Genomic DNA, 25,003 nt, shown 5'->3' with positions numbered 1-25,003 from the left:
GCCGCAATGACATACGAGTACGTCGACGTCGCCATCATCGGCGCCGGGCCGGGCGGTATCACCGCGGCCCACCATCTGCAACGCGCCGGCATCGAGAACTTCGTCATCCTCGAACGCAGTGACGAGTTCGGTGGCAGTTGGCGCGACAACGTCTACCCCGGCCTGTCCGTGGACGTGCCCACGCTGTTCTATCAGTTCTCCTTCGCACGCAAACCCGACTGGTCGCGCCTCTTTCCGACAGGCCAGGAGATCCAGGAGTACAACAAGCAGGTCGCCGAAGATCTGAACCTGCACAAATACTTTCGCGGCAACTGCACCGTCGACCGGGAGGTGTGGGATGACGCGGAGCAGCTGTGGGTGCTGCACATCGAGGACGAGGCCCCCGTGCGCGCACGGTTCGTCATCAATGCCGTGGGCGGCTACGTCAACGCCAAATCGGCGAACGACATCGAGGGAATCGGCGACTTCACCGGAACCGTCCTGCGCCCGAACTCCTGGGACCCCCACTACGACTGGTCCGGCAAACGGGTCGCGGTGATCGGTACCGGGTCGAGCTCGGTGCAGATCGTGCCAACGATCTATCAGCAGGCCCGCAGTGTCGAGATCTACCAGCGGACGCCGTCCTGGATCCTGCCCAAGCCCGACGTCGAACTGTCCGAACGAGCTCACCGCCTTCTCGCGATACCCGGCGCGGGCGCCCTCATCAACGGGGCCGCGCTGGCCGCCATGGAACTGCCGATGCAGTTCCTCTGCAATGTGCTGCCGCTACTGCCACGCAAACTCCTCACCACGGTCATGCCGCAGTACGACCGGATCTGGCAGTCGATCTATCGACGTATGTTGCGGCGCAGCGTCGATGACGCGGGCATCCGCGCCGCACTGGTTCCGGACTACGGCATCCTCGCGAAGCGGCCGGTGCTGTCGAGCAACTTCTTCCCCGCGCTCGCGGATCCGTCCGTGTCGCTGGTCGTCGACCCGATCGAACGGGTCACCGCCGACGGCATCCGCACCTCGGACGGCAGCGAGCGCCCGTACGACCTGATCATCGCGGCCACCGGATACGAGCTGTTCACCGACCCGGAGACGTACCGCAGCGGCGCAGTGGTCGGCACCGACGGGTTCGACCTGGCCGACGACTACCGCCGTAACGGGCTGCGCAGCTACGGCGGCAGCGCACACCCGGGTCTGCCGAACCGCTGGTCGCTGGTCGCCCCGCAGGGCTACGTCGGCATCGCGTGGCACACGTTCGTGGACCTGACCGCCCGGCACGCGGTGCGGGTGATCACCGAGACCGGGAGGAGGGGCGCAGCGGTCGCGCAGGTACGCGGCGAGGCGTTCTCCCGGTGGGTGCGCAAGATGGACCGCCACGGCAAGGCGATCAGCGCCTACACCGTGGACAGCAATCCTGGCCTGCGCACCTACTTCGTCAACTCGCAGGGCGAGGCCCTCTACTACCGGCCGCAGACCATCAGCGGCGCGTTCTGGTTCAGCCGGTTCTCATCGTTCGACGACTACGCATTCGACTACACACTCACGGAGGTTCAGACATGAGCTCACTCGCAGGGAAAGTCGCCTATGTGACGGGAGCGGCTCGGGGACAGGGCCGTTCGCACGCGGTTCGAATGGCGCAGGCGGGCGCGGACATCGTGGCCGTCGACGTCTGCGCGCAGGTCGCCGAGTTCAGCGGATACCCGATGGCGGAGCCCGCCGACCTCGAGGAGACGGCGCGGCTGATCGAGTCCGAGGGCCGCAAGGTGCTGACCCGACAGGTCGACGTGCGGGACCTCGCGGGCCAGCAGGCGGTGGTGGCCGAGACCATCGAGACATTCGGGCGCCTCGACGTCGTGGTCGCCAACGCGGGCGTGTGCAACTGGGGTCGAATCTGGGAGATCTCGGCCGAGCAGTTCCAGGAGACCGTGGACGTCAACCTGACCGGCGTCTGGAACACGATCAAGGCGGCGGTCCCTGCGATGATCGAAGCCGGCAACGGCGGGTCCATCATCACGGTCGGCTCGTCGGCGAGCGTGAAGGCGCCGCCCGGCTGCGGCCACTACGCCGCGGCCAAGTTCGGGGTCCTCGGCCTGACGAAGGCACTGGCGGTGGAGCTGGGCGAGTTCGGCATTCGCGCGAATTGCGTTCTGCCGTACGGCACCAACACCGCACTCGGCAACGACACCTCGATGTACAAGCTCTTCGAGCAGTACCCCACGTACGTCTACAGCTACCCGCCGAACCTGCTCAAGACCGATGCCCTGGTGGAGCCGGAGGAAATCTCAGAAGCCGTCGTGTGGCTCGCCGACGACGCCTCTGCCGTGATCACCGGCGCACAGATCCCGGTGGACAAGGGTTTTCTCGCGCGCTGACCGTCGGCCCCGGAGCGTCCGGGGGTGCAGCCCGCTCTACCCCCGGATGCTCCAGGCAGGTCCACCGGAAAGACGGTGGCCAGCACCATGGGAGGCGCCCTCAGGCGTCAATACTCTTCTCGTCGTACGGATCTCACCGCGAGGTCCGAACGACCAGGAGGACCAGTGCCGATGACCACCTCTCGACGTCGCGCCGTGCTCGCCGTGACCACCGCCGCCGCCCTCGCGTTGGGAGCGACCGCATGCGGTGACACCGCGCAGTCCGCCGCCCCGTCGCCCGACATCGCGGTACAGCAGAAGCTCGACGCCATCACCGAGCGGGGGATTCCCGGCGCGCAGCTGGTGATCACCGACCCCGGCCGCGGCACCCGCGTCCTCCGCGCGGGGACAGGGAACACCGCCACCGACGAGCCGATCCCGGATGACGCGCGGGCCCGGATCGGCAGCAACACAAAGGCGTTCATCGCCACCGTGATCATGCAGCTCGTCGACGAGGGAGTGGTCGACCTGGGTACGAGCGTCGAGCACTACCTGCCCGGAATCGTGGCGGGCAACGGGAACGACGGCAGCCGGGTCACCGTCCGCGATCTCCTGCAACACACCAGCGGACTGACGGACTACCTCGCACCCGGAGGCGCGAAGCCGGAGGACGTCAGGCCCGGGCAGCTGCAGGTCGCGACGGGCGAGGAGCCCATGGGGCACTACATGCCGGCCGAGCTCGTGAAGATCGCGATGTCCCTGTCGCCCGGCCCGGCCGCCAAGGACGAGGCCGTCTACTCGAACACCAACTACATCCTGCTCGGGATGCTCATCGAGAAGGTGACGGGCCGCCCCGCCGCGCAGGAGATCGCCACACGCATCATCGATCCGCTCGGGCTGAAGGACACCTACTTCCCGGGTTCCGGGGAGACACAGATCCGCGGACCGCACGCGCACGGATATCACCGGATCGGCGAGCAGCAGGTCGACGTCACCGAGGGCGACGTGTCGTGGGCGGATACCGCGGGCGCCATGGTCGCGACCGGCGCCGATCTCAACACGTTCTTCACGGCACTGCTTCGCGGCGACCTCGTATCGCAGGACCGGCTCGCCGAGATGAAGCAGACCGTGCCGTTCGACCGCGGCCCGAAGGACGCATACGGCCTCGGGCTCGTCCGCGTGAACAGCTCCTGCGGGAAGGAGATCTGGGGGCACGGCGGGGGCATCCCCGGGTTCGGCACCTCCGGCGGCGTCGACACCAACGGCCGCGCGGTCACGCTCACCGTCAATCACATCCCGATGAGCGCGGACTCCGTCGACGCGGCGCAGCAGGTCGTCGACGCCGCGATGTGCGCGGACTGACCGAGAACGGCCCGGGACACGGTTCGAGGCCCGTCACACGCGACGGGCCTCGAGTCGTGCCTGCGCATCACACCGACCTATGCCGGCTGCGTCACCGCGCTCTCGCCCGACACGGGCTCACCGCCGTCCTTCGACTGCCCGCGCGGGACGGTGAAGGTCGCCGCCACACACAGGATCGCGACGGCGAAGCACGCGATGGTGTACCAGAGGTTCCCGACCGGATCGCCGTTCGTGGTCATCCCGTCGACGGCGCCGAAGAAGTCCGGTAGCGCGGACATCCACAACACCGCCATCACGGCCAGATACACGACGGCGTACCACTGGGCGAAGCCATTCCGGTACCCGGGCGCATCCGACGGTTCCTGCCGCAGGTGCGACCACTGCCGCGCAAGGACCACGACCGCGACGACGGAGAGCACGGCCAACTCCGCGGCGTAGAGGAACCCGCGGACCGTGTCGCTCCCCATGCCGAAGACTGTCGCCGGGAGCGGGAGCACGAACACCCCGACCGAGGCGGTGAGACCGATCACCACGGTGCGCCACACCAGCTGCAGGCCGGAGAAGCGCCGGCCCGCATCCACATGTCGGCCGACGAAGAACTGGACGCACAGCGCCAACGACATCGGCCACAGAGCCGCGAAGACCACGACGCTCGGCAGCGGAACCGAATCGAAGAAGGGCAGGTTGACCTTGTTGTCGAGCGTCCACTCCCACCAGCGCAGCTGCGGTCCGAGCTGGTCGAAGATCTCATAGAACGCGTGGTGCACGAAGCCGACGCACACCGCGCCGAGGAGCACGCCGTACTTCCGGAACACACCGAGCATCCGGACGATCTCGAACGCGATGGTGGCCATCAACGGGTAGATCGCGACGATGTACAGCGGCAGGCGACCCCACAGGAAATCCACCGTGAACACGTTGTGCGCGAACATCGTGCCCAGGTAGTCCTCGGTGCCGAACGTTGCCGGAAAGTAGATCGGCGGCTCGATCACGAACAGGAACGCGGTGGCACCGAACCACAGCACCAGGTTGGTCGGATCACCGTGCCGACGCAGCCGCAGAATCGCGTAGACGAGCGCGAGCACCGCCCCGAGGACGATGGTGAACTCGAGGACCGGCAGGGTCCAGTTCTCGAGTGCGAGCGGGTTGCGGACCTCGACCAGCCCACCGGCATCCTCGCACGAGAAGCCAAGGCGGGTCGCGAGATCCGAGAAGGTGGGCGAACAGTGGTCCGACATCAGTTCGCCCCCGCGGAGACCGGCTCGGCCTCGGGCTTCTGCGAGTCCGCGGTGTACCAGCGGGTGCAGTCATAGCCGGCGTCGTAGCGGGTGAACCACTCGTCGGCGAGGACGGGCAGTTTCTCGTGGGCGGGCTTGTGCCCGGGCATCTGGCTGCGAACGGCGCCGGACAGGGCGGTGAGCTGCTCACCGATCGGGAGGCCGTCGAACGCGCGCGGCATCGGCCCCTTGGTCAGGTACGGCGCGAAGGCGGTGAGCACCTTCTGCTTGGCCCGGTGCCGGGCGAACATCGACATCGAGTCGACCTTCCGCTCCGACAGCGGAACGTGCTGGTTGAAGCCGGCGCACGCAATTCGGATCGCCTTCATCACGTGCGCGAAGATCGACGCGGCCATCCGCATCCGGTAGAGCTCGTTGCCGACGACGGAGTTGTAGATGATCAGCGCCGAACTGCGGTGCTCGACCTCCTCGACGAAGTGCCAGATGAACAGGGACGCGACCCGGTCGTCGCCGGGCCGGAACAGCGTGGCCTCGTTGTCGAGCATCAGCTTGAACACCGGGGTGAACGTGGCCTCCAGGTCGGCGGTGTACGCCATCCTGTAGTTGATCGAGGTCCGCTCGGTGAGGAGGTCGAACTCGCCGGTCACGGCGTCGAGGGTGTTCTGCAGGCCGGGGTAGCGCCGGATCAGCGCGTTCACGTGCTGGCGGTGGGCGGTGGAGTGGTGACCCTCCTGACGCATGAACGCGACCGCTTCCGCCGCGACCTCCGGATCGGTGATCAGCGGCTTCGCCTGCAGGATCAGCTTGACGATCATCTTCTCGAAGCCGATCGCCAGGAACGAGACCGCGTTGGACATGCTCGACCACGCCGGGTTGTCCGGGTTCCACAGGAAGGGGACGTCTTCGTCCTCGAACCCGAAGTCCATCTTCCGGGGTTTCAGATCTGTCATGCGCGATTCCTCGTTTCCGTTGGCGCCGGCGAACCCCTGTCAGGGCAGGTGGGGTCGCGTTCGCAGCGATCATACAAACCGTCCGAATTATGTATGATCACTTTCGTCGAATCCACCGCTGTTCGTGAGGCGGCCGGATGCGGTGCTGGTACCGTCCGCTCGGTGGCACGCAGACGTGGATGGGGTGGCCGGCCGCCGGTCGATGATGAGGAGGCCGCGCGCCGCATCGTCGATGCCGCGGTCGAGGTGATCTCGCGCACCGGGTCGGCGATCAGCATCGCCGACGTCGCAGAGTCGCTCGGCGTCATCCGCCAGACGGTGTACCGCTACTTCCCCAGCGCCGAGGCCCTCATGCGGGCCGCGGCCATCGCCTCCGTCGACGGTTTCCTCGATCGGCTGACACAGCACGTGCACGGCCACAAGGACCCCGCGGAGGCGATGACCGAGGGCGTGATCTACACGCTGGACGAGGTGCATCGCATCCCTCATCTGGGCATCATGCTCTCGGGTTCCCATTCGAACATCGGCGCCTATGGGCTCACGTCGGACGAGGCGCGCGCCTTCGGCATGACGATGATCCGGCGATTCGACGTCGACTGGGAGGGTCACGGGTACGACGAGGACTCGCTACGCGAGCTCGTCGAGTACGCCCTGCGGACGATGCAGTCGTTCTTCATCTCGCCCAGCGACCCGCCGCGCAGCGAGGACGAGCTGCGGGGCTACCTGCGGCGCTGGATGGGAACGACCATCAGCGCCCAGACACGTTCGCCTGCAGGTAGTTAGGCGACTGACACACACTCAAGACGTATCCAACAGGGGGTTTGGCGACGATGGTCGGTTTCTTCACCAGCCGTGGAGATCTGTTCGTGGCGGAAGAGTTCGCGGTGAGCCACTGGACACCGACCCAGGTAGGTGGTCACGCCGTGTGCGGCCTGCTCGCCCGGAGTCTCGAAACACACTGTCCCGCCGGGTTCGTCCCGGCCCGAATGACCGTGGACCTGTTCAGGCCGGTCCTCAACGCCCCGATCGAGGTGCGCAGCGAGGTGGTCCGTCAGGGCACCCGGATCACCGTCGCCGACGCCTCCATCGTGCAGGACGGAGAGGTGCGGACACGCGCCTCTGCGGTGTTCCTGACCACCGGCCCGGAGCCCGCGGGCCGGGTGTGGAGGCCGGACGCGGACCTGCCGGTGCCGTCGGAGGGGTGCGTGTCCCCGGACGGGGCGCCGCCGCTGTTCAAGAGCGGCGACCGGGAGTGGACGCACGACTTCGCGGCGAACCAGAACGCCGACCGCAAGACCTCGTGGCACAGTCTTCCCCCGCTCGTCGACGGCGAACCGATCTCGCCGTTCCAGCGTGCCGCGGTGCTCGGCGACACCACGAACCACGTCTGCCACTGGGGTTCCCACGGCGCCGGTTACATCAACACCGACATGACACTCACCCTGTCGAGACTCCCCATCGGCTACGAACTCGGCCTCCGCGCCGAGAACACGGTCACCTCCGCGGGCGTCTCGATCGGCACCGCCACCCTCTACGACCGCACCGGCCCGTTGGGCACCTGCGTCGTCACCGCGCTGTCCAACGGCCGCAGGCAGATCGACTTCGCCCGGTAGATCACGCGAGCGCCGGGATCGCCCGGGCGGCCGCGAGGGCGCGCGCCCACCACTGCAGCCGGTCGAGCATGCCCCGGGCGGCGGCCGCGGGCTCGTCCGTTTCGCGCAGGGCGCCGTCCTCGTCGAAGAGCAGGTAGTAGCGGGGGAAGGAGACGTACTCGCGCAGCGTGTGCGCGTCGAGCTCGTTGAACACCTGACGCAACCCCTCGATCGCGAGCAGACCACCGCTGGCACCGCTGTAGCCGACGAAACCGACTGTCTTGCCGCTCCACTGGGTGAAATGCCAGTCGATGGCCGCCTTCAGCGAGGCCGGGAACGACCGGTTGTAGTCCGGGGTGACGATGACGAACGCGTCGGCCGCGTCCAGCCTCGCGGTCAGCTCGGCCATGCCGTCGGGACGGGCCGGGTTCGGGTCCATGGCGGGCGGGACCGCGGGCAGCTGCAGCGGCAGGTGCGCCTCGGCCAGGTCGATGACGTCCACGTCGAACTCGCCGTGCAGGCGGGCCTGATCGGCGAACCAGGAGGCCACCACCGGGCCGAAGCGTCCCTCCCGGACGCTGCCGATGATCACCGCGAGCTTGAGGTTGTCGGACACGCTGTTCTCCCCTCGGATGTGGACGACCGCTCGGCCGCCGCACCTCTCACCCTGGTGTCCGGCTCGGGTACCAGGAAGGCCGCGTGAAGGGTGGTAGTGGCGGGGCCACCCTCCTGGCCGCCAACGCTTGTACCGTTCGAGGGGTGAGCGACAACGAGTTGGGGCTGTTCCTGCGCACCCGCCGCAACGCGGTCACACCCGCCCAGGTCGGGCTGTCCGCCGGTTCGCGCCGCCGCACCCCGGGCCTGCGCCGCGCCGAACTGGCCACCCTGGCCGGGGTGAGCGTCGAGTACGTCACCCGCCTCGAGCAGGGACGCGACCGCCACCCCTCACCCCAGGTGCTCTCCGCACTCGCCGACGCCCTGCACCTGACACCGAGCGAACGCGTCCACCTGTACCGCCTGACCAAGACCGCCGACGGCGGGTTCAGCTGCATGGGCGGCGCCCAGCCGCTGCGCGAGGTGCGCCCGAGCGTGCGTGCGCTCCTGGACCACCTGGAACCGGCGCCCGCGGTAGTTCTCAATCGACTGTCCGAGATCCTCGCCTGCACCGACGGCTACCGGCGGTTGATGGCAGCGACTGGACTGCTCGGCGACGAGACCCGTTCCAATCTCGCCCTGTTCGTCTTCACCGATCCCCACGCCCGCACCGTCTACCCGGACTGGGACCACGTGGCCGACGAACTGGTGGCCGCCCTCAAACAGGGGCCCTTCCGCGCCGACCCGCACCTCGCGGCCCTCGCCGACGAACTCGCCGTGGTCGCGGGCGCGTCGTTCACCGACCGGGTCGCGACCGTGCCCAATCTGCCCGCCGCCACCGGCATCACCCGGCTCAGTCACCCCGGCCTCGGCGAACTCCGACTCGCCTACGAGACCCTCGAGCTGCCCGCGGACGACGACCTGCGCCTGATCATCCATCTCCCCGCCGACACCGCCACCGCCTCTGCCCTCGACTCCCTGGTGGGCCGCCGTCCCGGCGGACTGCGCGTGGTCTCGAGCTGACAGCCTCACCGCCGGGCGAGGAACTCCAGGATGCGGGCGTTGACCGCCGCCGGCTGCTCGAGCTGGAGGAAGTGGCCAGCGCCTGCGATCAAGTGGGCCTCGCTGCCAGGCGGGAGGCCGGGCTCCGCCAGGGCGGCGAGCCGCGGATCGAGGCAGCCGTCGCGATCGCCGTGGAGGTAGAGCGTCGGGGTCACCGGCGGCCGCATCTCGGCCCCGGCCCACCGCCGGTAGCGCGCGGGCACACGGGGGAACGGCCGGAACACATTCCGGTAATAGGCGAAGACGGCGCGGCGGTGTGCCGTGTCGGGGATCGCCGCCAGCACGGCAGGCAGGTCCTCGCTCGCGTCGTACCCGGGTGACCAATCGGCCCACAGCCGGCGGACCAGTGGTTCCGCGACGCGTTCGGGCAGGACCGGGAGCTGGTTGAACAGGACGTACCAGCTGTTGCGCAGCTGGCGCGGGAGCACGCGGAGCGCGGCGGGCGTCCGCAGGGCCGCGAACGGCGGGACCGAGAGCGCCGCCACGGCGACGAAGGGGTTGTCGGCGTGGGCGGACAGCGCGTTCGCGGTGATCGCTCCCCAGTCGTGTCCGACCAGCACGGCGTCGGACCCGCCGCCGAGCCGGGCGTGGACGGCGACGGCGTCGTCCATCAGGGCCGCGATGTGGCCGCTGCCGTCCCCCGGCACCGTCGAGGGGGCGTAGCCGCGGGTGAACGGGGCGACCACCCGCCAACCCACGTCGGCCAGCGCGGGCCCCAGGTGCCGCCAGGTGTGCGCGGTGTCCGGGAAGCCGTGCAGCAGTACAGCCAGCCGGCCGGTTGCGGGCCCCCAGGTCAGGGCCCGCAGCCGGACCTCGTCGAGGTCGAGGGTGATCTCACGCATGCGGACCATCCTGACCCATCCGCTACCTCGTCACCGGCTCAATGCCTCCAAGACCAGTCCCGCCACGGCCGCCTGGGTCGCAGCCTGGGGATGGACCCCGTCCTCGAGCAACGATTCGGGTCCCGTGACGGCCGGGCTCGTGTCGATCACCAGATCCCGGTCCCCCGCGATCCGGCGGACAGCACCGGCGGTGCGTCGGACGTCGTCGTTGGACCAGTGCAGTCCGGCGCCGCCGAAGAAGGGGAACGCGGCGACGGCCGCCTCGTCCACCGGCGGCGGGGTCAGCCAGATCCACTGCGCCGCATCGTCGGACGCTCGCTCGCGGAGTACCCTCAGGTTCCGCTCGGTCTCGGCCTCGCTCACCAGCCGCGGACCGTCGACACCACACCGCTGGATGTCGTTGCCGCCCAACAGGATGAACACCCGATCGGCCGGCTGCCTGCGGATCCCGGCAAGTCCGGCGAGCGTCCCGGTGGTGGACGCCCCCGACACCGCGAGGTTGGTCAGCCCCAATCGCAGGTCGGGCCGGTGCCGGTCGATCAGCGTGCGCAGCACCTCGAACCAGGACAACCGGTCGGCGGTGGTGCTCTCGCCGATCGCCACGATGCGCTCGCCCACGGCGAACGGCAGCCGACGCAGCCGCTCCGCCACCCCCTCGTCCGCGGCGAGCCGGTCCGCGAACTCGTCCCGCTGCCGACCCAGATCGGCAAGCGCGGCCTCGTATCCCGCCAGGTCGGTGCCGAACACCGCTGCCTCGGTTGCCCGGTCCGGCCGCGCCCATGGCAGCGCCCGGTCCGGTCGCTGAAACCGCACCAGCTTGGGCAACATCGGATTGCTCATCGTGAACTCCCTTGATTCGCAGTGGTTTCGCCACGCCGAATGCGCCGGCGCGGCAGCAGGAAGGCCGCCGACACGATCCAGGCGAAGGCCGGGAAGCGTGCGATCGGCAGCAGGATCGACAGGCCGGGCAACGCGACGGACAGCGTCGCGACCATCGCGACCGCCGCGATCACCAGGCCGGCCCAGGCGTGCCAGCGGGGCAGCAACCGGGCCAGCAGCCCGGGCACGGCGATGCCGGCCACGAGCAGGCCCAGCGGCACCACGAACCCGGCGCCGCCGGTCACGAAGGCCAGGTCGTGCAGCAGCCGGATCAGTTCGTCGTGCGCCAGGATCTCCGGCCGGGTCATCGCCCAGCTGAAGCCGGCCGACATCGCCAGCGCAACCGCGGCCAGGATGCCGCCCGCGAAACCGATCCGCGGACCCGGCGCCTGCACGCCGAGCCGGCCCAGCCGAACCGACACGACCGCGGCGAAGACGGCCAGAGGCAGCGAGGCGGCGAACTGCAGCAGGCTCGCGACCAGCACCTGGTCCGAGTGGTCCCGGAAGTAGCCGACGATCTCCTCCCCCTGGGCGAACGGCGAGGGGTAGACGGCGCCGCCGCCCAAGACGATCGGCAGCACCAGCGATGCCATGAACAGGGCGACTGCGGCGATCGCCACCGGCGGCAACGGCGGCCCGTCCTCCCGTCCCCTCCCTGGCGCCGGGCCCGCGGCCCGGTCCAGCGTCTGCACGCCGCCTGACCCTCCGCTCGGTCGCGGGCCGACGGAAATCCTCGTGTCACTCGCGTTCTCGTTCACAGCGTCATCCCTCCGGTGATGTCGATGGTGTTCCCGGTGATCCAGCCCGCCGCATCCGAGACGAGAAATGCGACGGTCTCGGCGATGTCGGCGGGTTGACCGATGCGGCGCAGCGGCACGTGTCCGGCGACCGCGGCCAGCTGCGCGGCGGGCATTCGGTCCCGCAGCGTGTCGGTTTCCACGATGGACGGCGCCACGCAGTTGACCCGAATCCCGTTGCCCGCGTGCTCCTTTGCCAGGTGCTCGGTCAGCATGACCACGCCGGCCTTAGCCGCGGCATAGGCGGCGTTGGCCTGCGACGCCCGGCGTCCGGCACTGGAGGCGACCGTGACGATCCGCCCGTCGCCACGTTCGACCATCCCTGGCAGCACGGCCCGAAGGGTGAGGAACGTCGAGGTCAGGTCGAGGTCGATGACCTCGCGCCAGCGCTGCGCGCTCATCGCCGCCGACGGTTCAGGGGCGCCCGCGCCGCCCGCCAGCGGGACCGCGATGTCGATCGGCCCGAGGTCCGCGGACACCCGTTCGGTCAGCTCCGTCAGGTGGTCGGGGTCGCGCACGTCCCCGAGGTGCGTGACGGCCGTGCCGCCGGACCCGCGGATCTGCTGGACCAGTGCGGTCAGCCGATCCTCGGTGCGACCGTGCACGGCCACCGCCGCGCCACGGTCGGCGAGGGCGCGACTGACCGCCGCCCCGATCGAACCGGATCCGCCGGTCACCAACGCCACCCGACCAGTGAGGTCGGCTCTGTCGAGCTTATTGATTCCATTCATATAATCATTCATAGCACAGAATGATTGCGAGTCAATGGTATCGTGCGGTCATGGCCACCGACCCCGCGGCGCAGCCGTTCCGACCGCCCGCCCAGCGGGTGAGCTTCCTGTTGTCCCAGCTCGGCATGTACGCCACCGCCCGATTCGCGGAGCGACTGTCCGCGCTGGAGCTGCAGCCCAGCGACGTCGGCCTGCTGCGGCTGATCGCGACCGATCCGGGAATGAGCCAACAGGCGCTGGCGGCCAAGCTCGGCGTGGTGCCGAGTCGGGTGGTGGCGCTGGTGGACGGCCTGCAGGCCAAGGGGTTGGTGGAGCGTCAACGCAGCGCCCGCGATCGTCGCAACTACGAACTGCACCTGTCGGTGGGCGGTCGCGCGGTGATGGCACAGATGCGCGAGATCGGCGAAGCACACGAGGCGGACCTGGTCGAGGCGCTGTCGGCCGAGGAGCGACGCACACTCGGCGAGTTGCTGGCAAAGGTGGCCACCAGTCACGGCATCGAGCCGGACGTGCACCCCGGCTACCGCGCCCAATCCTGAGCGGCCCGCGCCGGCCGCACCCGCCTGCGCCGCGCAACGGAAAGCGTCACGCGGCGCAGGGCCGACGTTTCGGTCAGGCCGAGACCTCGACCGTCCCCTTCCAGGTGGTGGGGTCTTCCAGGATCCGAACCGCATAGTCGGCCAGGGCGGCGCGACTGATCGACCGAGGCTTCTCCAGGTGCCGATTCACCGCGGCCCTGGCCTCACCCGCCGAGGCGGCGTCGGTCAGCATCGGCGGCCGGATGATGGTCCACCGCACGTCCTGCGCCGAGACGAACTCCTCCATCCGGGCCATGTCGGCGTATCCGTGCCGGAACCGCGGCTGGATCACCAGCCGGGTCACCGTTCGCTGGGCCCACGGGGTGCCGGGAGCGATCTCCAGGCCCGCCGAGGACAGGCAGACGAGCCGCCTCTCCTGCCCGCCGGCCAGCGAGTCCAGCAGGTTCGCGGTTCCCTGCGAGTAGACGGCGGTCGGATGCTTGCGATCCGTGTTGCCCAGGCAGGACAGGACGGCCCGGCAGTCGCCGACCTCCGATTGCCACTGCCCGCCCTGCAGCACGTCGCCGCCGATCACCCGCAGTCCCTGCCGGGCCGCCACCGCCTCCGGCCTACGGGCGACCGCCACCACTCGATGTCCGGCGTCGAGCGCCCGCTCCAACGCCAGCTTCCCCGTGCCGCCGGTCACCCCGGCCATCAACAGGTCCATAGCAACTCCGATCGCAGCAGTAAATGATTCATACCACTGAATCATAATCGAATCGATTGTGCACGCGATCGACACCGAACCGGGGCGCACGACCGGGAAGGCGACCACTCACGCCATGGACGGCTCGGGATGCAGGTCGCCCGAGGCAATGGTGCGGTCGGCGACGGGAATCGACTTGAAGCCCTTGACGATCAGATAGACGGCGAAGCTGACCTCCCATGCGAACACCGGCAGGGCGGAGATCGCATGGGCGGCAGGGCCATAGAGCCCGAAGAGCACGGCGATCGCGGAGGCGGTGACGAGCGGTCCGCCGACGAGCCCGAGCACGGCGATGGGCCGGGGCGCGAGGTCCGACCGGTACACCAGGTAGGCGAGCAGCAGGGTGTTCATGCCCAGCACCACGCTCGGGCCGAGCAGGAACGTCCAGTCGTGGATAGCGACCAGCGCCTGCCCGACCGCAACGAGTGCGCCCTCGTCCGCGCCCGCGGCCGCGCCGTCCTGCCGCAGGGTCACCAGCGACAGCACGCTGACGATGCCGACGGTGATGATCGCGGCCTCGAGGATGCGACCGGCGACGTGACCGAGCGCGAGGCCCTCGTTCTGCCTGCGGATGACCGGGTACAGCGTGACGGCCGTACCGATGATGGCCGCGATCAGGACGAGTTCACAGAGGGCGCCGAGCAGCACCCGTCCGTCGGCACCGGCGCCGCCGACATAGCCGGGATCCGAGAGCACCGGCTGATAGAGGGCCAGCCCCGCGATCGCCGAGACCTCGGTGATCAGGAACAACACGCCCGCGGCCACTGCGGTCCTTCTTGCTGAGGTCATTGCGCCACTCCCTAGGGATCGAAGGTGTACTACGTACACCATTGGGCAGAACGCTAAGGTGTACGAAGTACACCTGTCAACCGATGGCGGGTGGCCCACAGGAGAGGACGGCGCCGATGGCCCGCAGCAAGGCGGATGCCCGCCGCACGCCCCTGAACCGAGATCGCGTGCTGGCCACCGCCATTGCCCTCGCCGATTCGGACGGGATCGAGGCGGTCAACATGCGCCGGCTCTCGCAGGAGCTGGGCGTGGTGCCGATGGCGCTCTACAAGCACGTGGCCAACAAGGACGAGCTCCTCGACGCCATGGTGGACACCGTCGTGACCGAGATCGACCCACCGGACCCAAACCTGCCGTGGCGGAACGCGATCCGGTCCCGCATCCTGTCCGCACGCGCGATGTTGCTCCGGCACCCGTGGGCGCGACGCGTCATGGAATCGAGGACCGCCCCCACCCCGGCGGTGCTGGCCTACATGGACTCCACCATCGCGACCTTTACCGCCGGCGGCCTGTCCGTCGACCTCACCCATCACGTGATGCACGCACTGGGGAGCCGCATCTTCGGGTTCACCCAGGAGCTCTACGCCGACCCCGCGGACGCCGATCAGGAGATCCCCGCGGCCGCCGCCGCGCAGCTGGCCGAGGCCTACCCCCACATCGCGGCGGTCGCCGCCAGCCGCCCGCACGACGAGCACTCGGTGGTGGGCACTGGCTGCGACGACCAGTTCGAGTTCGAGTTCACCCTCGATCTCCTGCTCGACGGTGTCGAGCGGTTACACCGGCAGGGCTGGAACTCCAGCGGCCACGGACACCACAAGGCCTGAGGAAGTAGCCAGCCCCGGCGATCAGACGGGTCCGAGGGCGTCCCTGATCCGCCGCACCGCCAGCGTGAGAGCAGGGGCGAGAGAGTTGAGCCGCGCCGGGTCGACGTGACCGCGGAGCGAAACACAGGCCATGGACACCGGCTCGCCATCGTCGTCCCGGACAGCCACACTGATCGCCGACTCGCGGTGCTCGTGGTGTCCGAACATCAGCGACGTGCCATTTCGGCGACGAATCGTGAACAGCTCCTCGTGCAGAACCCCGAGATCGACCCCGCGGTCGTTCCGCCCGCTGTAGAGCGCATCGACCTCCTCGATCGGCAGCGTCGCGAGCACCGCCCTGCCCTCCGGGGTCTGATGCGCAGGCGCTCGCCCGCCGACCCGGGTGCGGATCGCCGGTGCGCAGCGTCCTCCGACCTTGTCCAGATACACGACATCCGTTCCCTCGAGCACGGCGAGGTGGGCGATGAGCTTGGTCGCCATGTTCAGATCATGAAGGTGGGGAGCGGCCGCCGCTCGTAGTTCATCGCGCCCGCCGGAACCGCCCAACGCGAGCGCCCGGCAGCCGAGACGATAGAGCCGTCCCGTGCGCGTGAGCCAGTGCAGCTGGGCCAGCTGCTCCAGGATGCGATGGGTGGTCGATCGGGGCAGCCTCGTCCTTGCCACGACGTCCTCCGCACGCAGGTGCGACGAGGGCCCCTCGAACGCGCCCAGGATCAATGTCAGGCGGGCCGCGTACGACGGGTCGCCGGTGTTCATCTCCGCTGGGGGCCGAATACCGGCAAGGTCTTCGGTGTGCATGGGACTCCTATCCGCGTCGCGGCACCCATTCTGCCAAATGCCCGGACATCCGGCCGTCGGCCCCAAAAGTGAAACGCCCCAAGGAAATAGGGCTCCCGATCAGTGGAACAGCACCTTGCCGGGATCCGTTCCGGGTGAGCCGGGGGGCATCGACACGCGGCACCGATGGCCGCGACAGTCTCGGCCTCTCGCCCGGGCCCGACCAGGGTTTTCTCACTCATCGAGAATTCTTCGCGATCATGGAGCGTCGCTCGGTGTGGGATGGGCGCATGTCACCCCGAGTAGCCTTCACCCCCGGCGCGATGCTGACCGGACGGCGCGCAGTCGTCACCGGCGGCGCCGCGGGCATCGGCGCGGCCATCGCGCGCAGCCTTGCCGCGCATGGCGCGGACGTCCTCGTGGCCGATGTCGACCCCGCCGGGGACCTCGACCACGACCCCGCCGCGGGCGGGCGGCTTCACGCGATCGAGGCCGACGTCTGCGCGCAGCAGGTGCACCCCGCGCTGATCGATCACCGACCCGACATCCTGGTCAGCAACGTCGGACACTTCCTGCGCGCGCCGCAACCCTTCACCGCGGACACCGCCGAGCAGTGGTCCCGACTACACGAGATCAACCTCGGCCACGGCTTCCGCCTCACCCACGCACTCCTACCGGGGATGACCGAACGCGGCCGCGGCGGGTCGATCATCAACCTCACCACCGTCGAGGCACACCGGGCCATCCCTGGACACACGGTCTACTCGGCGTACAAGGCCGCGCTGATGCAGTTCACCCGGTCGCTCGCGGCCGAAGTGGGCGCGGCGGGCATCCGGGTCAATGCGATCGCCCCGGACCTGATCAACTCAGCGCAGGTGCCCTACGACGACATCGTGCCCGCCGAGGATCTGCCCCTGTGGCCCACTTGGTCCCCGCTCGGCGGTCCGGGTCAGCCCGAGGACGTCGCGGGAGTCGCACTGTTCCTCGCCTCCGACCTGTCCCGCTTCGTCACCGGCAGCACCATTCACGTCGACGGCGGAACCCACGGCTCGGGCGGCTGGGTGCCGCGTGCCGCTGGAGGCTGGACCAACCGCCCGCGCAACCCCTGACCCCGTTCTCATCCGTTCACACTCGAAAGGTCCACTGCTGTGAAGATTCTGGTCCTCGGAGGCACCGGCATGATCGGTGCCCACACCGCCCTCCACCTACGCGAACGGGGCACTGACGTCACCCTGGCTGCCCGCGGTCCGATCGCGGATGACTCCCCGGTCGCCGGTTTTCCGGTGTTGGTCGGCGACTACACCGGCCCGTCCTTCACGGTGGAGCAATTGTCGGGGTTCGACGGCATCGTCTTCGCCGCCGGTCAGGACGTGCGGCACAAGGGTTCCGACGTCGACGACGGGCCATTCTGGGAGCGAACGCAGAGCGTTGGCGTCCCGCGATTCGCGGCGCTCGCCAAGCAGGCGGGCGTTCCACGTTTCGTACAGGTCGGAAGCTACTACCACCAGCTCCGCCCGGACCTGGCCGCGCGCAACCCGTACGTCGCCGCGCGGCAGGCGGCCGACGAGGGTGCCCGCGCCCTCGCCGACGAGTCGTTCACCATCACCACCCTGAATCCCCCGTCTATTATCGGTGCCGTCCCCGGTGCGTCCGCCACGCGCTATCGCCGGATGATCTCGTGGGCGGCCGGGGACGAGCCCGGGATTCCCGATTTTGCCCCGGCCGGCGGGACGAACTACATGTCGGCGGGGTCATTGGCGGAGGCGATCTGGGGTGCTCTGCACAATGCGGAGCCGGGCGCGGCATACCTTGTCGGCGACCAGAATCTCTCCTTTCGCGAGTTCTTTCAGATGCTCGTCGATGCCGCGGGCGGAAATCGGGTCATCGACGAGCGCGACGAGGAACACCCGTTGCTGCCGGACCCGTTCATCGTCCAGGGTCGCGGCAACACGCTGGCCTACGAGGTGGATCCGGAAGTCACCGCGAGGCTCGGATACGCGCGCAACGACTGCGCTCGGGCGGTCGACGACCTTGTCCAGGTGGTACGAACCGCATCTCGCTGATCTGTCGACAGCCGGGTCAGGCGCCGGGTGACCCCCACACCAGCGTCTCGCCGCACACGCGAACACGTCCGAAGAACCGCCGCTCGGCCTCCGCGCCACCGCGGTTGTAGCCGTTCATGATCTCGGCCAGCTCGTCGGCAAGCGCTCGCAGCGCAGGGCTGACGGTCTCGATGCCGTCCTCGGACACCCACCCCCAATCCCGGGGGACGTCGTCGATCGTGATGACCACGTCGGCATCGTGCGGCGTCTCGACGAGGTAGGTGATCCCCGGCGGGGCATCGCGGATCGGATCGTGCACGGCCGGCCGCCCCGGCACAGTGGCAGTCGCGAAGACCACTCGCGCGAAGGCGATGTCGTCGCGGATCGCGTCCGCGATCCGCGAGGGACCCGCATGCCGGCCGACTCGATCGTGCCGCGCCCCGAGGGTGCGGTCACCGGAGCCGTCCGTGACGGACTTCTTCAGGATCCGATCGAGCATCCGCTGCGCCGCAGCCCGTTCGCCGTCGCCGGTGCGTGGATGCTCGATCAACGTTCGCAGGCGGGCGATTCGAAAGCGTGAGTTTCCGGCCACCCACCCAGGCTAGCCAGCGGGGTGCTCGGCCTTCTCGTCGCGGGGCACCGCCCGTTCACCATGCCCGACATAGGCGGCGAGCAGCGGCGGCGGCAGCGGCCCCTTGATGCGGCGACCACCCTCGCGCTCCTCCCAGGAGTGCGCGAGGATCCCGACCGATCGGGACAGGATGAACAGGCCGCGGGCCAGCTCCGGCGCGAAACCGAGCTCCGCGTAGATGACCGCGGTGGCGCCGTCGATGTTCATCGGCACCGGGCGGTCATGTCGTTGCGCGAGTTGACGTTCGATCTCCTCGGCGACGACGAGGTGCTCCCCGGTGACCGTGCCGAGCTCGACATGACGCCGCACCGCGGCGAGCAGGGGGTCACGCCTGGGGTCGCGTGGGTGGAAGCGGTGGCCGAAACCGGGCACGTAACGTCGGTCGGAGGCGAACTCGTCGAGGGAACGCCGCACGGCCTGCCCCAGGCCTGCACCCTCGAGGGCGGCTCGGCGGATCCCGTCGAGGACCTCCACGCATTGCTGCCCGGCGCCGCCGTGGTCGTCGCCGAGCAGGCCCACTCCCGTGGAGATGGCGCCGTGCAGGCCGACCCCGCAGGTCGCGGCCATGCGGGCCGCCGCGATCGACGGCGCCTGCGGACCGTGGTCGACCGCGGACACCAGCGCTTTCTCCAGCAGCGATGCCTGCGCACGCGTCGGTAGGTCGCCCCGCACCATGAGCCAGATCATCTCGACGAATCCGACCCCGTCGATGAGCTGCTCGACGGGGTACCCACGCAGACGGATGATGCCCGGCTCGATGTCGCTGATCGCGGTGGACCACCAGTCGACGACATCACCGGTGCTGGTACGGGACAGCGCGTCATCGCGCGCGTCGCTCATATCGCGTGATCCTCACGGAGACGGTCGATCTCGGACCGGCCATAGCCGATCTCGGCGAGGATCTCGTCGGTGTGCTCGCCAAGCCTCGGTGCGGGCGTGGCGGGTGACACCGGATGTCCGTCGACATGTGTGGGAAGCCCGAGAACCTGCAGGGTGCCGCCGCAGGCAGCAGGCGACTCGACGGTCGCAACCAGCCCGCGACGGGCGACCTGTTCCGAGCGCAGGGCCTGGGGTACCGACACCACCGGGGCCGCGGGGACTCCGACGCCCAGGAAGATCTCGTCCCATTCCGCGGCCGACTTGGCCTTGAGCGATGTCTCGAGCTCCTCGCGCAGCACGTCCCTGTTGAGTTTGCGGTCCTCGCGGGTGGCGAAGCGCGGATCGTCGACAAGCTCGAGGCGGTCGAGGATTCGGCACAGGATCTCGAACTGTTCCTGCTTGTTCGCGGCGATGTTGAGGGCTCCGTCGGCGGTCCGGAAGGTGCCGGACGGCGCCGAGGTGATGTTCTCATTCCCCATCGGTGTCGGTTCGCGGCCTGCGATGAGGTGATCGGAGACCACCCATCCCATCGAGGTGAGGGCGGCGTCGAGCATCGAGGTGTCGAGGTAGGCACCCTGCCCTGTGCGCTGTCGCCGCACCAGCGCCGAGGACACGGCGAAGGCCGCGGCGAGCCCACCGAAGCTGTCACACACCGGGTAGCCGACCCGCAGCGGCGCGGTGTCGCGAGTGCCGGTGACCGACATGATCCCCGATAACCCCTGGACGACCTGGTCGTAGGCGGGCCTGGTGCGCATGGGTCCGTCGGCGCCGAACCCGGAGACTGCGCAGTACACCAGGCCGGGATTGACGGAACGGAGCCGGTCCCAACCGAATCCGAGTCGTTCGAGGACACCGGGCCGGAAGTTCTCGAGCAGGACGTCTGCTCGCGTCACCAGCCTCTCGAACACCTCCTTGCCGCCTGCGGTCTTGAGGTTGACCGTGACGGAACGCTTTCCGGAGTTCTGCGCCAGGAAGGACGTCCCGAGTCGCTCGCTGCTCAGCTCGGCGCTGTCGCCGAGCTGGCGGGCGAGATCGCCGGTCCCGGGCGTCTCGATCTTGATGACGTCTGCGCCCATGAGCGCGAGTTGATAGCCGGCGAACGGGCCCGCGAGGACGTTCGTCATGTCCAGGACGCGAATGCCCGCGAGCAGTCCGACGCTCGCGTCCGACCCCCCGCCCCCGATGTCGTGTTCGTGCTCCTCGTTCACAGGAACGCCTCCACACTTCCCAGACCGATGCTCCCGATCTCTGCCGCGGACTCGGTGACCGCATCGACATAGCGCACCACTCGATCGGCGGTGAATCGGGAGGTTGGACCACCGATGGACAGCGCCGCAAGCACGCGTCCGTCGGCAGACAGGATGGGTGCCGCGACGGCCGATGCGCCGAGTTCGCGTTCGCCGTGGGTCACCGCGTATCCGGCTTGCCTGATGCCGAGCACTTCGCGGCATAGCGAGTCGAGATCGAGGTCCGGGCGGCGTTCGTGGAGTTGCCGCAGGACCGACTCGGACGCTCCGCCGAGGAGGATCTTCCCGGCAGCCCCGGTTTCGAGGGGGTACGGGACGCCGGTCTTCACCACGCTGCGCACGGTGGCGGTCCCCTCGACCTGCGCGATCGAGACCCGGCTGAGGTCCCTGCGGATGTACACGTTGACCGTTTCACCGCACGTGTCGACGAGGCGGGTCATGACGCGCCGCGTGTCCGCACCGACTTCCCACAGCGACCCCGCGAGATCGACCCAGCGCAGGAAACCCGCGCCCAGGCTGTAGCTGGAGTCGCGGAGATCGACGATCAGACCGAGGGCATCCAGAGTGGCCAGTACCCGCACCGCGGTGGTCTTCGGCAGGTCGGTCAGCGCCACGATCTCGCGTAGCGTGCGGCGCGGATGGTCGACGTCGAACAACCGGAGCACGTCGACTGCCCGGGCGATGCTGCGCACCCCGCCGTCCACTTTGTCCGCCGCCAGTCCCGCCTCGGCCATCACCTGAGGGTAGACCGCTAGACGGTTTCACGGAACCAAAGAACGGTTCGTGGTTGTCTCACGCGTTCGGGATCGACGCCCGCCCTTCCGTCATCCGAGGTCGGCGAGCTTGCGCTCGAGCACCGCCTGCTCGCGCGCATTGCCACACAACCGAGCTGCGAGCTCCAGCTCGGTGCGCGCCTCCTCGATGCGCCCCAGTCTGGTGAGCAGCTCGCCTCGAACGGTCGGCAGCAGATGCGAGGTCGACAGTGCCCCGGCCGCCGCGAGCTCGTCCACCACCGGCAGCGCCGCGGCGGGGCCCTGGGCCATCGAGACCGCCACCGCGCGGTTGAGCTCCACCACCGGCGACGGCGCGAGCCTGCCCAGCGCCTCGTAGATGAGCACGATGCGCTCCCAGTCCGTCGCGTCGACCGATGTTGCTACGGAATGACATTCGGCGATCGCCGCCTGCAGGCCGTAGGCGCCCAGCCCCCTACCGACCCGCTCCGCGTTCGCCAGGGCGGCGCGTCCCCGGCGGATCGCGGCGCGGTCCCAGCGGCGGCGGTCCTGGTCTTCGAGCAGCACCGGCTCGCCGTCCGGCCCGGTGCGGGCGGGGAAGCGCGCCGCGGTCAGCTCGAGCAGGGCCAGCAGGCCCTGGGCCTCCGGCTCGTTCGGCACCAGCCTGGCCAACACCCGAGCGAGCCGCTGCGCCTCGCTCGCGAGGTCGAACCGGATCAGATCACCACCGGAGCTGGCCGAGGATCCCTCGGTGAAGATCAGATAGACCACGCTGAGCACCGAGCCGAGCCGCTCGGCGCGCTCGTGCGCCGACGGCACCTCGAACGGCACCCGGGCCGCCCCGAGGGTCTTCTTCGCCCGGGTTATCCGGGCCTGCACGGTCGCGGTCGGGACGAGGAACGCCCTGGCGATCTCGTCGCTGGTCAGACCGCCGACCACCCGCAGCGTGAGCGCCACCCTCGCCTCCCGCGACAGCACGGGGTGGCAGGAGATGAAGATCAGCGCGAGCACGTCGTCGTCGATCTGGTCCGGATCCCACAGCACGTCCTCGGCATCCCGGGCCGGATCGACCGGCGCGCTCCCCGAGACGGCGCCGCCCTCGCCCAGATCGTGGGCGAGGACGGCGTACCTCTCGTCGAGGGCGGAGCGCCTGCGGAACGCGTCGATCGCGCGGCGACGGCCGACGGTGAGCAACCACCCCGCGGGGTTGCGGGGTTCGCCGTCGCGGGGCCAGGTCACGAGCGCCTCGGCCAGCGCCTCCTGGGCGAGATCCTCGGCCAGCGCGAAGTCGCCGGTGTATCGCGCGAGCGCGCCGACGATCCGCGCGGACTCGATCCGCCAGACGGCGGCGACGGCCTCACGGCCGGTGGGATCTGCCATCGCCCGTCGATCCACTCAGAGCTGACCGGTGGCCTCGCGCCACGCCCGCTCCTTCTGGATCCACTCGTTGTCCTGCGGGAACTCGTCAATCGTGGGGACCCGGCGAATCTCGGTCTTGAAGCCGGGGCCGGTGATCGGCGACCGCTTCGCCCACTCGATCGCCTCCTCCTTCGACGCCACGTTGAGGAGGTAGAACCCGCCGAACAGCTCCTTGGTCTCGCCGTACGGGCCGTCGGTGACCACGGGCTGCTCGGCGGAGTGGTCGACGACCACACCCTCGGCGGCATCGTCGAGTCCCTCCGCGGCGAGCAGCACCCCGGCCCTGATCATCTCGTCGTTGTACCTGCCGACGGTCTCGAGCATCTCGTTGAAGTCGGTGTTCATCATTCCCGCGAAGGCCTCGTCGGTGGCTCGCATGATCAGCATGTACTTCATCGTTGTCTCCCTCGGTCGTCCGGGTCCCTCTCGGACCCTCTCATCCATAGGTCGAACGGGGAAGGTCGTGGATCGACACCGCCACGAACTTTTTTCGCGGCGATCCGAGTTCGGGCGGCGCAGGGTCGGTCAGCTCGACTTTCCTGCCGTCGGCGACACCCGGGCGACGAGGAGCACCAGCAGTCCGCAGCAGGCCACGAGGATCCAGCCGGGCCGGGAGGCGTCGGCCAGATCCGCGGGTGTGGCGGTGGCGATGACGCCACCGGCGAGGGCGACGCCGAGCGCGGCCCCGAATTGGCGTGCGGTGGAGGTGAGCCCACCCGCAACTCCCGAACGGTCGGCCGGCAGGCCGTTGACCGCGGTGTTGGTGATGGGGGCGTTCGAGAATCCGAAGCCGATGCCGAGCAGCAGGTAGGCCAGCAGCAACACCAGGATGCTGGTGTCGTCGTCCAGCGCCACCAGGCAGAGGCCGCCGAGGGTGGTGAAGGCACCGGCGATCAGCAGCGGGCGCCGCGGGCCGACCCGTCCGACGAGGATCCCGGACAGCGGAGCGCAGACCGTGGCGCCGAGCGCCATCGGCAGGGTGACGGCGCCCGCGGCGAGGGCGCTCATCCCCCGCGAATCCTGCAGGTAGAGCGTACCGAGCAGCAAGGTCGCGTTCAGTGCCACGAACACGACGACGGCTCCGACGACGGCTCCGGTGAACGGCTTTCGCCGGAACAGTCCAAGGTCCATGAGGGGTTCGCGCCGCCGGGACTCGGTCCACACGAAACCGGCCGTGGCGGCGGCGACCACCGCGTATCCGATCAGCGCGACGGGGGAAACCCATCCGATTCGCGGGCCCTCGATGAGCATCGCCACCGTGCCGCCCACCATGACGATCAGCAGCAGCTGACCGGGCACGTCGAGCCTTCTGGGCTGTTGGCCCCTCGACTCCGGGACGAAGAATGCGGTCAACAGCAGGACGGCCACGACCACCGGCACGTTGAACCAGAACACCGATCGCCAGCCGAGGCTCTCGACGAGCGCGCCGCCGGTGACGGGCCCCGCCGCCATGCTGACGCCGAAGACCGCCGCCCACACCCCGATCGCTCGGGCCCGCTCCTTGGGATCGGTGATCACGTTGACCACGATCGCCAACGCGACCGGGCTGAGCATGGACCCGCCGACGCCCTGCACGACCCGGGCACCGATCAGGAGACCGATGGACGGTGCCAGCGCGCACGCGGCGGACGCGACACCGAATACGAGCAGCCCGAGCTGGAAGACCCGTCGCCGCCCGACCCGATCGGCCACCGCGCCGGACGAGATCAGCAGGCTCGCGAGGACCAACGTGTAGGCATTGACCGTCCATTCGAGGCCGGAGGTGCCGACGTTCAGGTCACGCCCGATCGCGGGCAGGGCCACGTTGACCATGGTCGTGTCCAGCCCGACCACGAAGAGGCTCAGGCAGCAGATGGCGAGCACGACCCAGCCCCTCCTGCCGCTGCTGCCGCCAACAGGACTCGGCGCCGTCGTGATGCTGATTCCGGGCTGAGTGCGCACGATCATTCCTCCGGTCGGTTCGTCCGGACCGGGCGCGGATCCCCGTTGCG

General features: G+C 69.4%; 27 protein-coding genes. 10 read left to right on the top strand and 17 right to left on the bottom strand.

What is annotated here, in order from left to right:
* Window positions 1-6 precede the first annotated feature (6 nt).
* The 3 genes from FCG67_RS18140 (at window position 7) to FCG67_RS18130 (ending at window position 3,704) form a co-directional block, all read left to right on the top strand.
* Window positions 7-1,551, top strand: coding sequence for a flavin-containing monooxygenase (locus FCG67_RS18140; RefSeq protein ID WP_136911097.1), 1,545 nt, complete (start codon window positions 7-9; stop codon window positions 1,549-1,551).
* Window positions 1,548-2,363 carry a mycofactocin-coupled SDR family oxidoreductase gene (locus tag FCG67_RS18135; protein WP_136911096.1) on the top strand — a complete coding sequence of 272 codons (816 nt, stop codon included), beginning with the start codon at window positions 1,548-1,550 and terminating at the stop codon, window positions 2,361-2,363. The genes FCG67_RS18140 and FCG67_RS18135 overlap by 4 nt, the downstream gene beginning before the upstream one ends.
* 171 nt (window positions 2,364-2,534) lie before the next feature.
* Window positions 2,535-3,704: a serine hydrolase domain-containing protein gene (locus tag FCG67_RS18130; RefSeq protein WP_136911095.1), complete on the top strand. Its 1,170-nt coding sequence runs from the start codon at window positions 2,535-2,537 to the stop codon at window positions 3,702-3,704.
* 77 nt (window positions 3,705-3,781) lie between these two features.
* Here the strand turns inward: FCG67_RS18130 and FCG67_RS18125 are convergent, their stop codons facing one another.
* Window positions 3,782-4,942, bottom strand: a complete 1,161-nt coding sequence (locus FCG67_RS18125; protein WP_136911094.1) for a hypothetical protein — start codon at window positions 4,940-4,942, stop codon at window positions 3,782-3,784.
* On the bottom strand, window positions 4,942-5,892 hold the full coding sequence (locus FCG67_RS18120; RefSeq protein ID WP_136911093.1) for a metal-dependent hydrolase: 951 nt from the start codon (window positions 5,890-5,892) through the stop codon (window positions 4,942-4,944). The genes FCG67_RS18125 and FCG67_RS18120 overlap by 1 nt, the downstream gene beginning before the upstream one ends.
* Before the next feature lie 162 nt (window positions 5,893-6,054).
* Here FCG67_RS18120 and FCG67_RS18115 point away from each other — a divergent pair, with 162 nt between their 5' ends.
* The gene (locus tag FCG67_RS18115) at window positions 6,055-6,675 is read left to right on the top strand and encodes a TetR/AcrR family transcriptional regulator (RefSeq protein WP_136911092.1); all 621 of its coding nucleotides are present in this window, start codon (window positions 6,055-6,057) and stop codon (window positions 6,673-6,675) included.
* A 47-nt stretch (window positions 6,676-6,722) separates the two neighbouring features.
* On the top strand, window positions 6,723-7,505 hold the full coding sequence (locus tag FCG67_RS18110) for a thioesterase family protein (protein ID WP_136911091.1): 783 nt from the start codon (window positions 6,723-6,725) through the stop codon (window positions 7,503-7,505).
* 1 nt (window position 7,506) lies between these two features.
* Here FCG67_RS18110 and FCG67_RS18105 read toward each other — a convergent pair whose 3' ends face one another.
* On the bottom strand, window positions 7,507-8,100 hold the full coding sequence (locus tag FCG67_RS18105; protein WP_136911090.1) for an NADPH-dependent FMN reductase: 594 nt from the start codon (window positions 8,098-8,100) through the stop codon (window positions 7,507-7,509).
* Window positions 8,101-8,243: 143 nt separating this feature from the next.
* On the opposite strand from FCG67_RS18105, the gene FCG67_RS18100 reads away from it, so the two are divergent.
* A complete protein-coding gene (locus FCG67_RS18100; protein WP_136911089.1) occupies window positions 8,244-9,101 on the top strand; it encodes a helix-turn-helix domain-containing protein in 858 nt (285 codons plus the stop codon).
* Window positions 9,102-9,106: 5 nt separating this feature from the next.
* Here the strand turns inward: FCG67_RS18100 and FCG67_RS18095 are convergent, their stop codons facing one another.
* The 4 genes from FCG67_RS18095 to FCG67_RS18080 all read right to left on the bottom strand — a co-directional run bounded on the left by FCG67_RS18095 (window position 9,107) and on the right by FCG67_RS18080 (window position 12,389).
* Window positions 9,107-9,982 carry an alpha/beta fold hydrolase gene (locus FCG67_RS18095; RefSeq protein WP_136911088.1) on the bottom strand — a complete coding sequence of 292 codons (876 nt, stop codon included), beginning with the start codon at window positions 9,980-9,982 and terminating at the stop codon, window positions 9,107-9,109.
* A 30-nt stretch (window positions 9,983-10,012) separates the two neighbouring features.
* Window positions 10,013-10,822, bottom strand: a complete 810-nt coding sequence (locus FCG67_RS18090) for an SGNH/GDSL hydrolase family protein (RefSeq protein WP_136911087.1) — start codon at window positions 10,820-10,822, stop codon at window positions 10,013-10,015.
* Window positions 10,819-11,553, bottom strand: coding sequence for a hypothetical protein (locus tag FCG67_RS18085; protein ID WP_246045143.1), 735 nt, complete (start codon window positions 11,551-11,553; stop codon window positions 10,819-10,821). The genes FCG67_RS18090 and FCG67_RS18085 overlap by 4 nt, the downstream gene beginning before the upstream one ends.
* A 62-nt stretch (window positions 11,554-11,615) precedes the next feature.
* Window positions 11,616-12,389, bottom strand: coding sequence for an SDR family NAD(P)-dependent oxidoreductase (locus FCG67_RS18080; RefSeq protein ID WP_136911086.1), 774 nt, complete (start codon window positions 12,387-12,389; stop codon window positions 11,616-11,618).
* A gap of 50 nt (window positions 12,390-12,439) precedes the next feature.
* Here FCG67_RS18080 and FCG67_RS18075 point away from each other — a divergent pair, with 50 nt between their 5' ends.
* Complete coding sequence (locus tag FCG67_RS18075; protein WP_136911085.1) at window positions 12,440-12,928, top strand: MarR family winged helix-turn-helix transcriptional regulator; 489 nt, start codon at window positions 12,440-12,442, stop codon at window positions 12,926-12,928.
* A 73-nt stretch (window positions 12,929-13,001) separates the two neighbouring features.
* On the opposite strand, the gene FCG67_RS18070 is transcribed toward FCG67_RS18075, so the two are convergent.
* Both FCG67_RS18070 and FCG67_RS18065 read right to left on the bottom strand, forming a co-directional pair.
* The gene (locus tag FCG67_RS18070; protein ID WP_169310561.1) at window positions 13,002-13,634 is read right to left on the bottom strand and encodes an NAD(P)-dependent oxidoreductase; all 633 of its coding nucleotides are present in this window, start codon (window positions 13,632-13,634) and stop codon (window positions 13,002-13,004) included.
* Window positions 13,635-13,742: 108 nt separating this feature from the next.
* Window positions 13,743-14,462, bottom strand: a complete 720-nt coding sequence (locus FCG67_RS18065) for a DUF4386 domain-containing protein (RefSeq protein ID WP_136911083.1) — start codon at window positions 14,460-14,462, stop codon at window positions 13,743-13,745.
* A gap of 116 nt (window positions 14,463-14,578) precedes the next feature.
* On the opposite strand from FCG67_RS18065, the gene FCG67_RS18060 reads away from it, so the two are divergent.
* Window positions 14,579-15,286, top strand: a complete 708-nt coding sequence (locus FCG67_RS18060; RefSeq protein WP_136911082.1) for a TetR/AcrR family transcriptional regulator — start codon at window positions 14,579-14,581, stop codon at window positions 15,284-15,286.
* A gap of 21 nt (window positions 15,287-15,307) precedes the next feature.
* Here the strand turns inward: FCG67_RS18060 and FCG67_RS18055 are convergent, their stop codons facing one another.
* Entirely contained in the window at window positions 15,308-16,084 is a 777-nt protein-coding gene (locus FCG67_RS18055) for an IclR family transcriptional regulator (RefSeq protein WP_136911081.1), read from the bottom strand.
* A 269-nt stretch (window positions 16,085-16,353) separates the two neighbouring features.
* On the opposite strand from FCG67_RS18055, the gene FCG67_RS18050 reads away from it, so the two are divergent.
* Window positions 16,354-17,172: an SDR family NAD(P)-dependent oxidoreductase gene (locus tag FCG67_RS18050; protein WP_136911080.1), complete on the top strand. Its 819-nt coding sequence runs from the start codon at window positions 16,354-16,356 to the stop codon at window positions 17,170-17,172.
* Window positions 17,173-17,211: 39 nt separating this feature from the next.
* On the top strand, window positions 17,212-18,126 hold the full coding sequence (locus tag FCG67_RS18045) for an NAD-dependent epimerase/dehydratase family protein (protein ID WP_136911079.1): 915 nt from the start codon (window positions 17,212-17,214) through the stop codon (window positions 18,124-18,126).
* A 16-nt stretch (window positions 18,127-18,142) separates the two neighbouring features.
* Here FCG67_RS18045 and FCG67_RS18040 read toward each other — a convergent pair whose 3' ends face one another.
* From FCG67_RS18040 to FCG67_RS18010, 7 genes are all read right to left on the bottom strand, one after another.
* A complete protein-coding gene (locus FCG67_RS18040; protein WP_136911078.1) occupies window positions 18,143-18,697 on the bottom strand; it encodes a hypothetical protein in 555 nt (184 codons plus the stop codon).
* 9 nt (window positions 18,698-18,706) lie between these two features.
* Window positions 18,707-19,576: a citryl-CoA lyase gene (locus FCG67_RS18035; RefSeq protein ID WP_136911077.1), complete on the bottom strand. Its 870-nt coding sequence runs from the start codon at window positions 19,574-19,576 to the stop codon at window positions 18,707-18,709.
* Window positions 19,573-20,823: a CaiB/BaiF CoA transferase family protein gene (locus tag FCG67_RS18030; protein ID WP_246045142.1), complete on the bottom strand. Its 1,251-nt coding sequence runs from the start codon at window positions 20,821-20,823 to the stop codon at window positions 19,573-19,575. The genes FCG67_RS18035 and FCG67_RS18030 overlap by 4 nt, the downstream gene beginning before the upstream one ends.
* On the bottom strand, window positions 20,820-21,596 hold the full coding sequence (locus FCG67_RS18025) for an IclR family transcriptional regulator (protein WP_136911076.1): 777 nt from the start codon (window positions 21,594-21,596) through the stop codon (window positions 20,820-20,822). Before FCG67_RS18025 ends, FCG67_RS18030 begins: the two co-directional genes overlap by 4 nt.
* A gap of 90 nt (window positions 21,597-21,686) precedes the next feature.
* Window positions 21,687-22,973: an RNA polymerase sigma factor gene (locus FCG67_RS18020; RefSeq protein ID WP_136911075.1), complete on the bottom strand. Its 1,287-nt coding sequence runs from the start codon at window positions 22,971-22,973 to the stop codon at window positions 21,687-21,689.
* A gap of 15 nt (window positions 22,974-22,988) precedes the next feature.
* Window positions 22,989-23,408 carry a YciI family protein gene (locus FCG67_RS18015; RefSeq protein WP_136911074.1) on the bottom strand — a complete coding sequence of 140 codons (420 nt, stop codon included), beginning with the start codon at window positions 23,406-23,408 and terminating at the stop codon, window positions 22,989-22,991.
* Between the two features lie 129 nt (window positions 23,409-23,537).
* A complete protein-coding gene (locus FCG67_RS18010; RefSeq protein WP_246045141.1) occupies window positions 23,538-24,953 on the bottom strand; it encodes an MFS transporter in 1,416 nt (471 codons plus the stop codon).
* Window positions 24,954-25,003 lie beyond the last annotated feature (50 nt).

The organism is Rhodococcus oryzae, from assembly GCF_005049235.1.
Classification (GTDB): domain Bacteria; phylum Actinomycetota; class Actinomycetes; order Mycobacteriales; family Mycobacteriaceae; genus Rhodococcus_G; species Rhodococcus_G oryzae.
Note: the sequence above shows the minus strand (reverse complement) of the source record. Positions and strands in the feature narration are given on the sequence as shown.

Coding starts and splice junctions, on each gene's coding strand:
- FCG67_RS18140 (WP_136911097.1), top strand. CDS start 7: ATGACATACGAGTACGTCGACGTCGCCATCATCGGCGCCGGGCCGGGC.
- FCG67_RS18135 (WP_136911096.1), top strand. CDS start 1,548: ATGAGCTCACTCGCAGGGAAAGTCGCCTATGTGACGGGAGCGGCTCGG.
- FCG67_RS18130 (WP_136911095.1), top strand. CDS start 2,535: ATGACCACCTCTCGACGTCGCGCCGTGCTCGCCGTGACCACCGCCGCC.
- FCG67_RS18125 (WP_136911094.1), bottom strand. CDS start 4,942: ATGTCGGACCACTGTTCGCCCACCTTCTCGGATCTCGCGACCCGCCTT.
- FCG67_RS18120 (WP_136911093.1), bottom strand. CDS start 5,892: ATGACAGATCTGAAACCCCGGAAGATGGACTTCGGGTTCGAGGACGAA.
- FCG67_RS18110 (WP_136911091.1), top strand. CDS start 6,723: ATGGTCGGTTTCTTCACCAGCCGTGGAGATCTGTTCGTGGCGGAAGAG.
- FCG67_RS18095 (WP_136911088.1), bottom strand. CDS start 9,982: ATGCGTGAGATCACCCTCGACCTCGACGAGGTCCGGCTGCGGGCCCTG.
- FCG67_RS18090 (WP_136911087.1), bottom strand. CDS start 10,822: ATGAGCAATCCGATGTTGCCCAAGCTGGTGCGGTTTCAGCGACCGGAC.
- FCG67_RS18080 (WP_136911086.1), bottom strand. CDS start 12,389: ATGAATGGAATCAATAAGCTCGACAGAGCCGACCTCACTGGTCGGGTG.
- FCG67_RS18075 (WP_136911085.1), top strand. CDS start 12,440: ATGGCCACCGACCCCGCGGCGCAGCCGTTCCGACCGCCCGCCCAGCGG.
- FCG67_RS18070 (WP_169310561.1), bottom strand. CDS start 13,634: ATGGACCTGTTGATGGCCGGGGTGACCGGCGGCACGGGGAAGCTGGCG.
- FCG67_RS18065 (WP_136911083.1), bottom strand. CDS start 14,462: ATGACCTCAGCAAGAAGGACCGCAGTGGCCGCGGGCGTGTTGTTCCTG.
- FCG67_RS18060 (WP_136911082.1), top strand. CDS start 14,579: ATGGCCCGCAGCAAGGCGGATGCCCGCCGCACGCCCCTGAACCGAGAT.
- FCG67_RS18055 (WP_136911081.1), bottom strand. CDS start 16,084: ATGCACACCGAAGACCTTGCCGGTATTCGGCCCCCAGCGGAGATGAAC.
- FCG67_RS18050 (WP_136911080.1), top strand. CDS start 16,354: ATGTCACCCCGAGTAGCCTTCACCCCCGGCGCGATGCTGACCGGACGG.
- FCG67_RS18035 (WP_136911077.1), bottom strand. CDS start 19,576: ATGAGCGACGCGCGCGATGACGCGCTGTCCCGTACCAGCACCGGTGAT.
- FCG67_RS18025 (WP_136911076.1), bottom strand. CDS start 21,596: ATGGCCGAGGCGGGACTGGCGGCGGACAAAGTGGACGGCGGGGTGCGC.
- FCG67_RS18020 (WP_136911075.1), bottom strand. CDS start 22,973: ATGGCAGATCCCACCGGCCGTGAGGCCGTCGCCGCCGTCTGGCGGATC.
- FCG67_RS18015 (WP_136911074.1), bottom strand. CDS start 23,408: ATGAAGTACATGCTGATCATGCGAGCCACCGACGAGGCCTTCGCGGGA.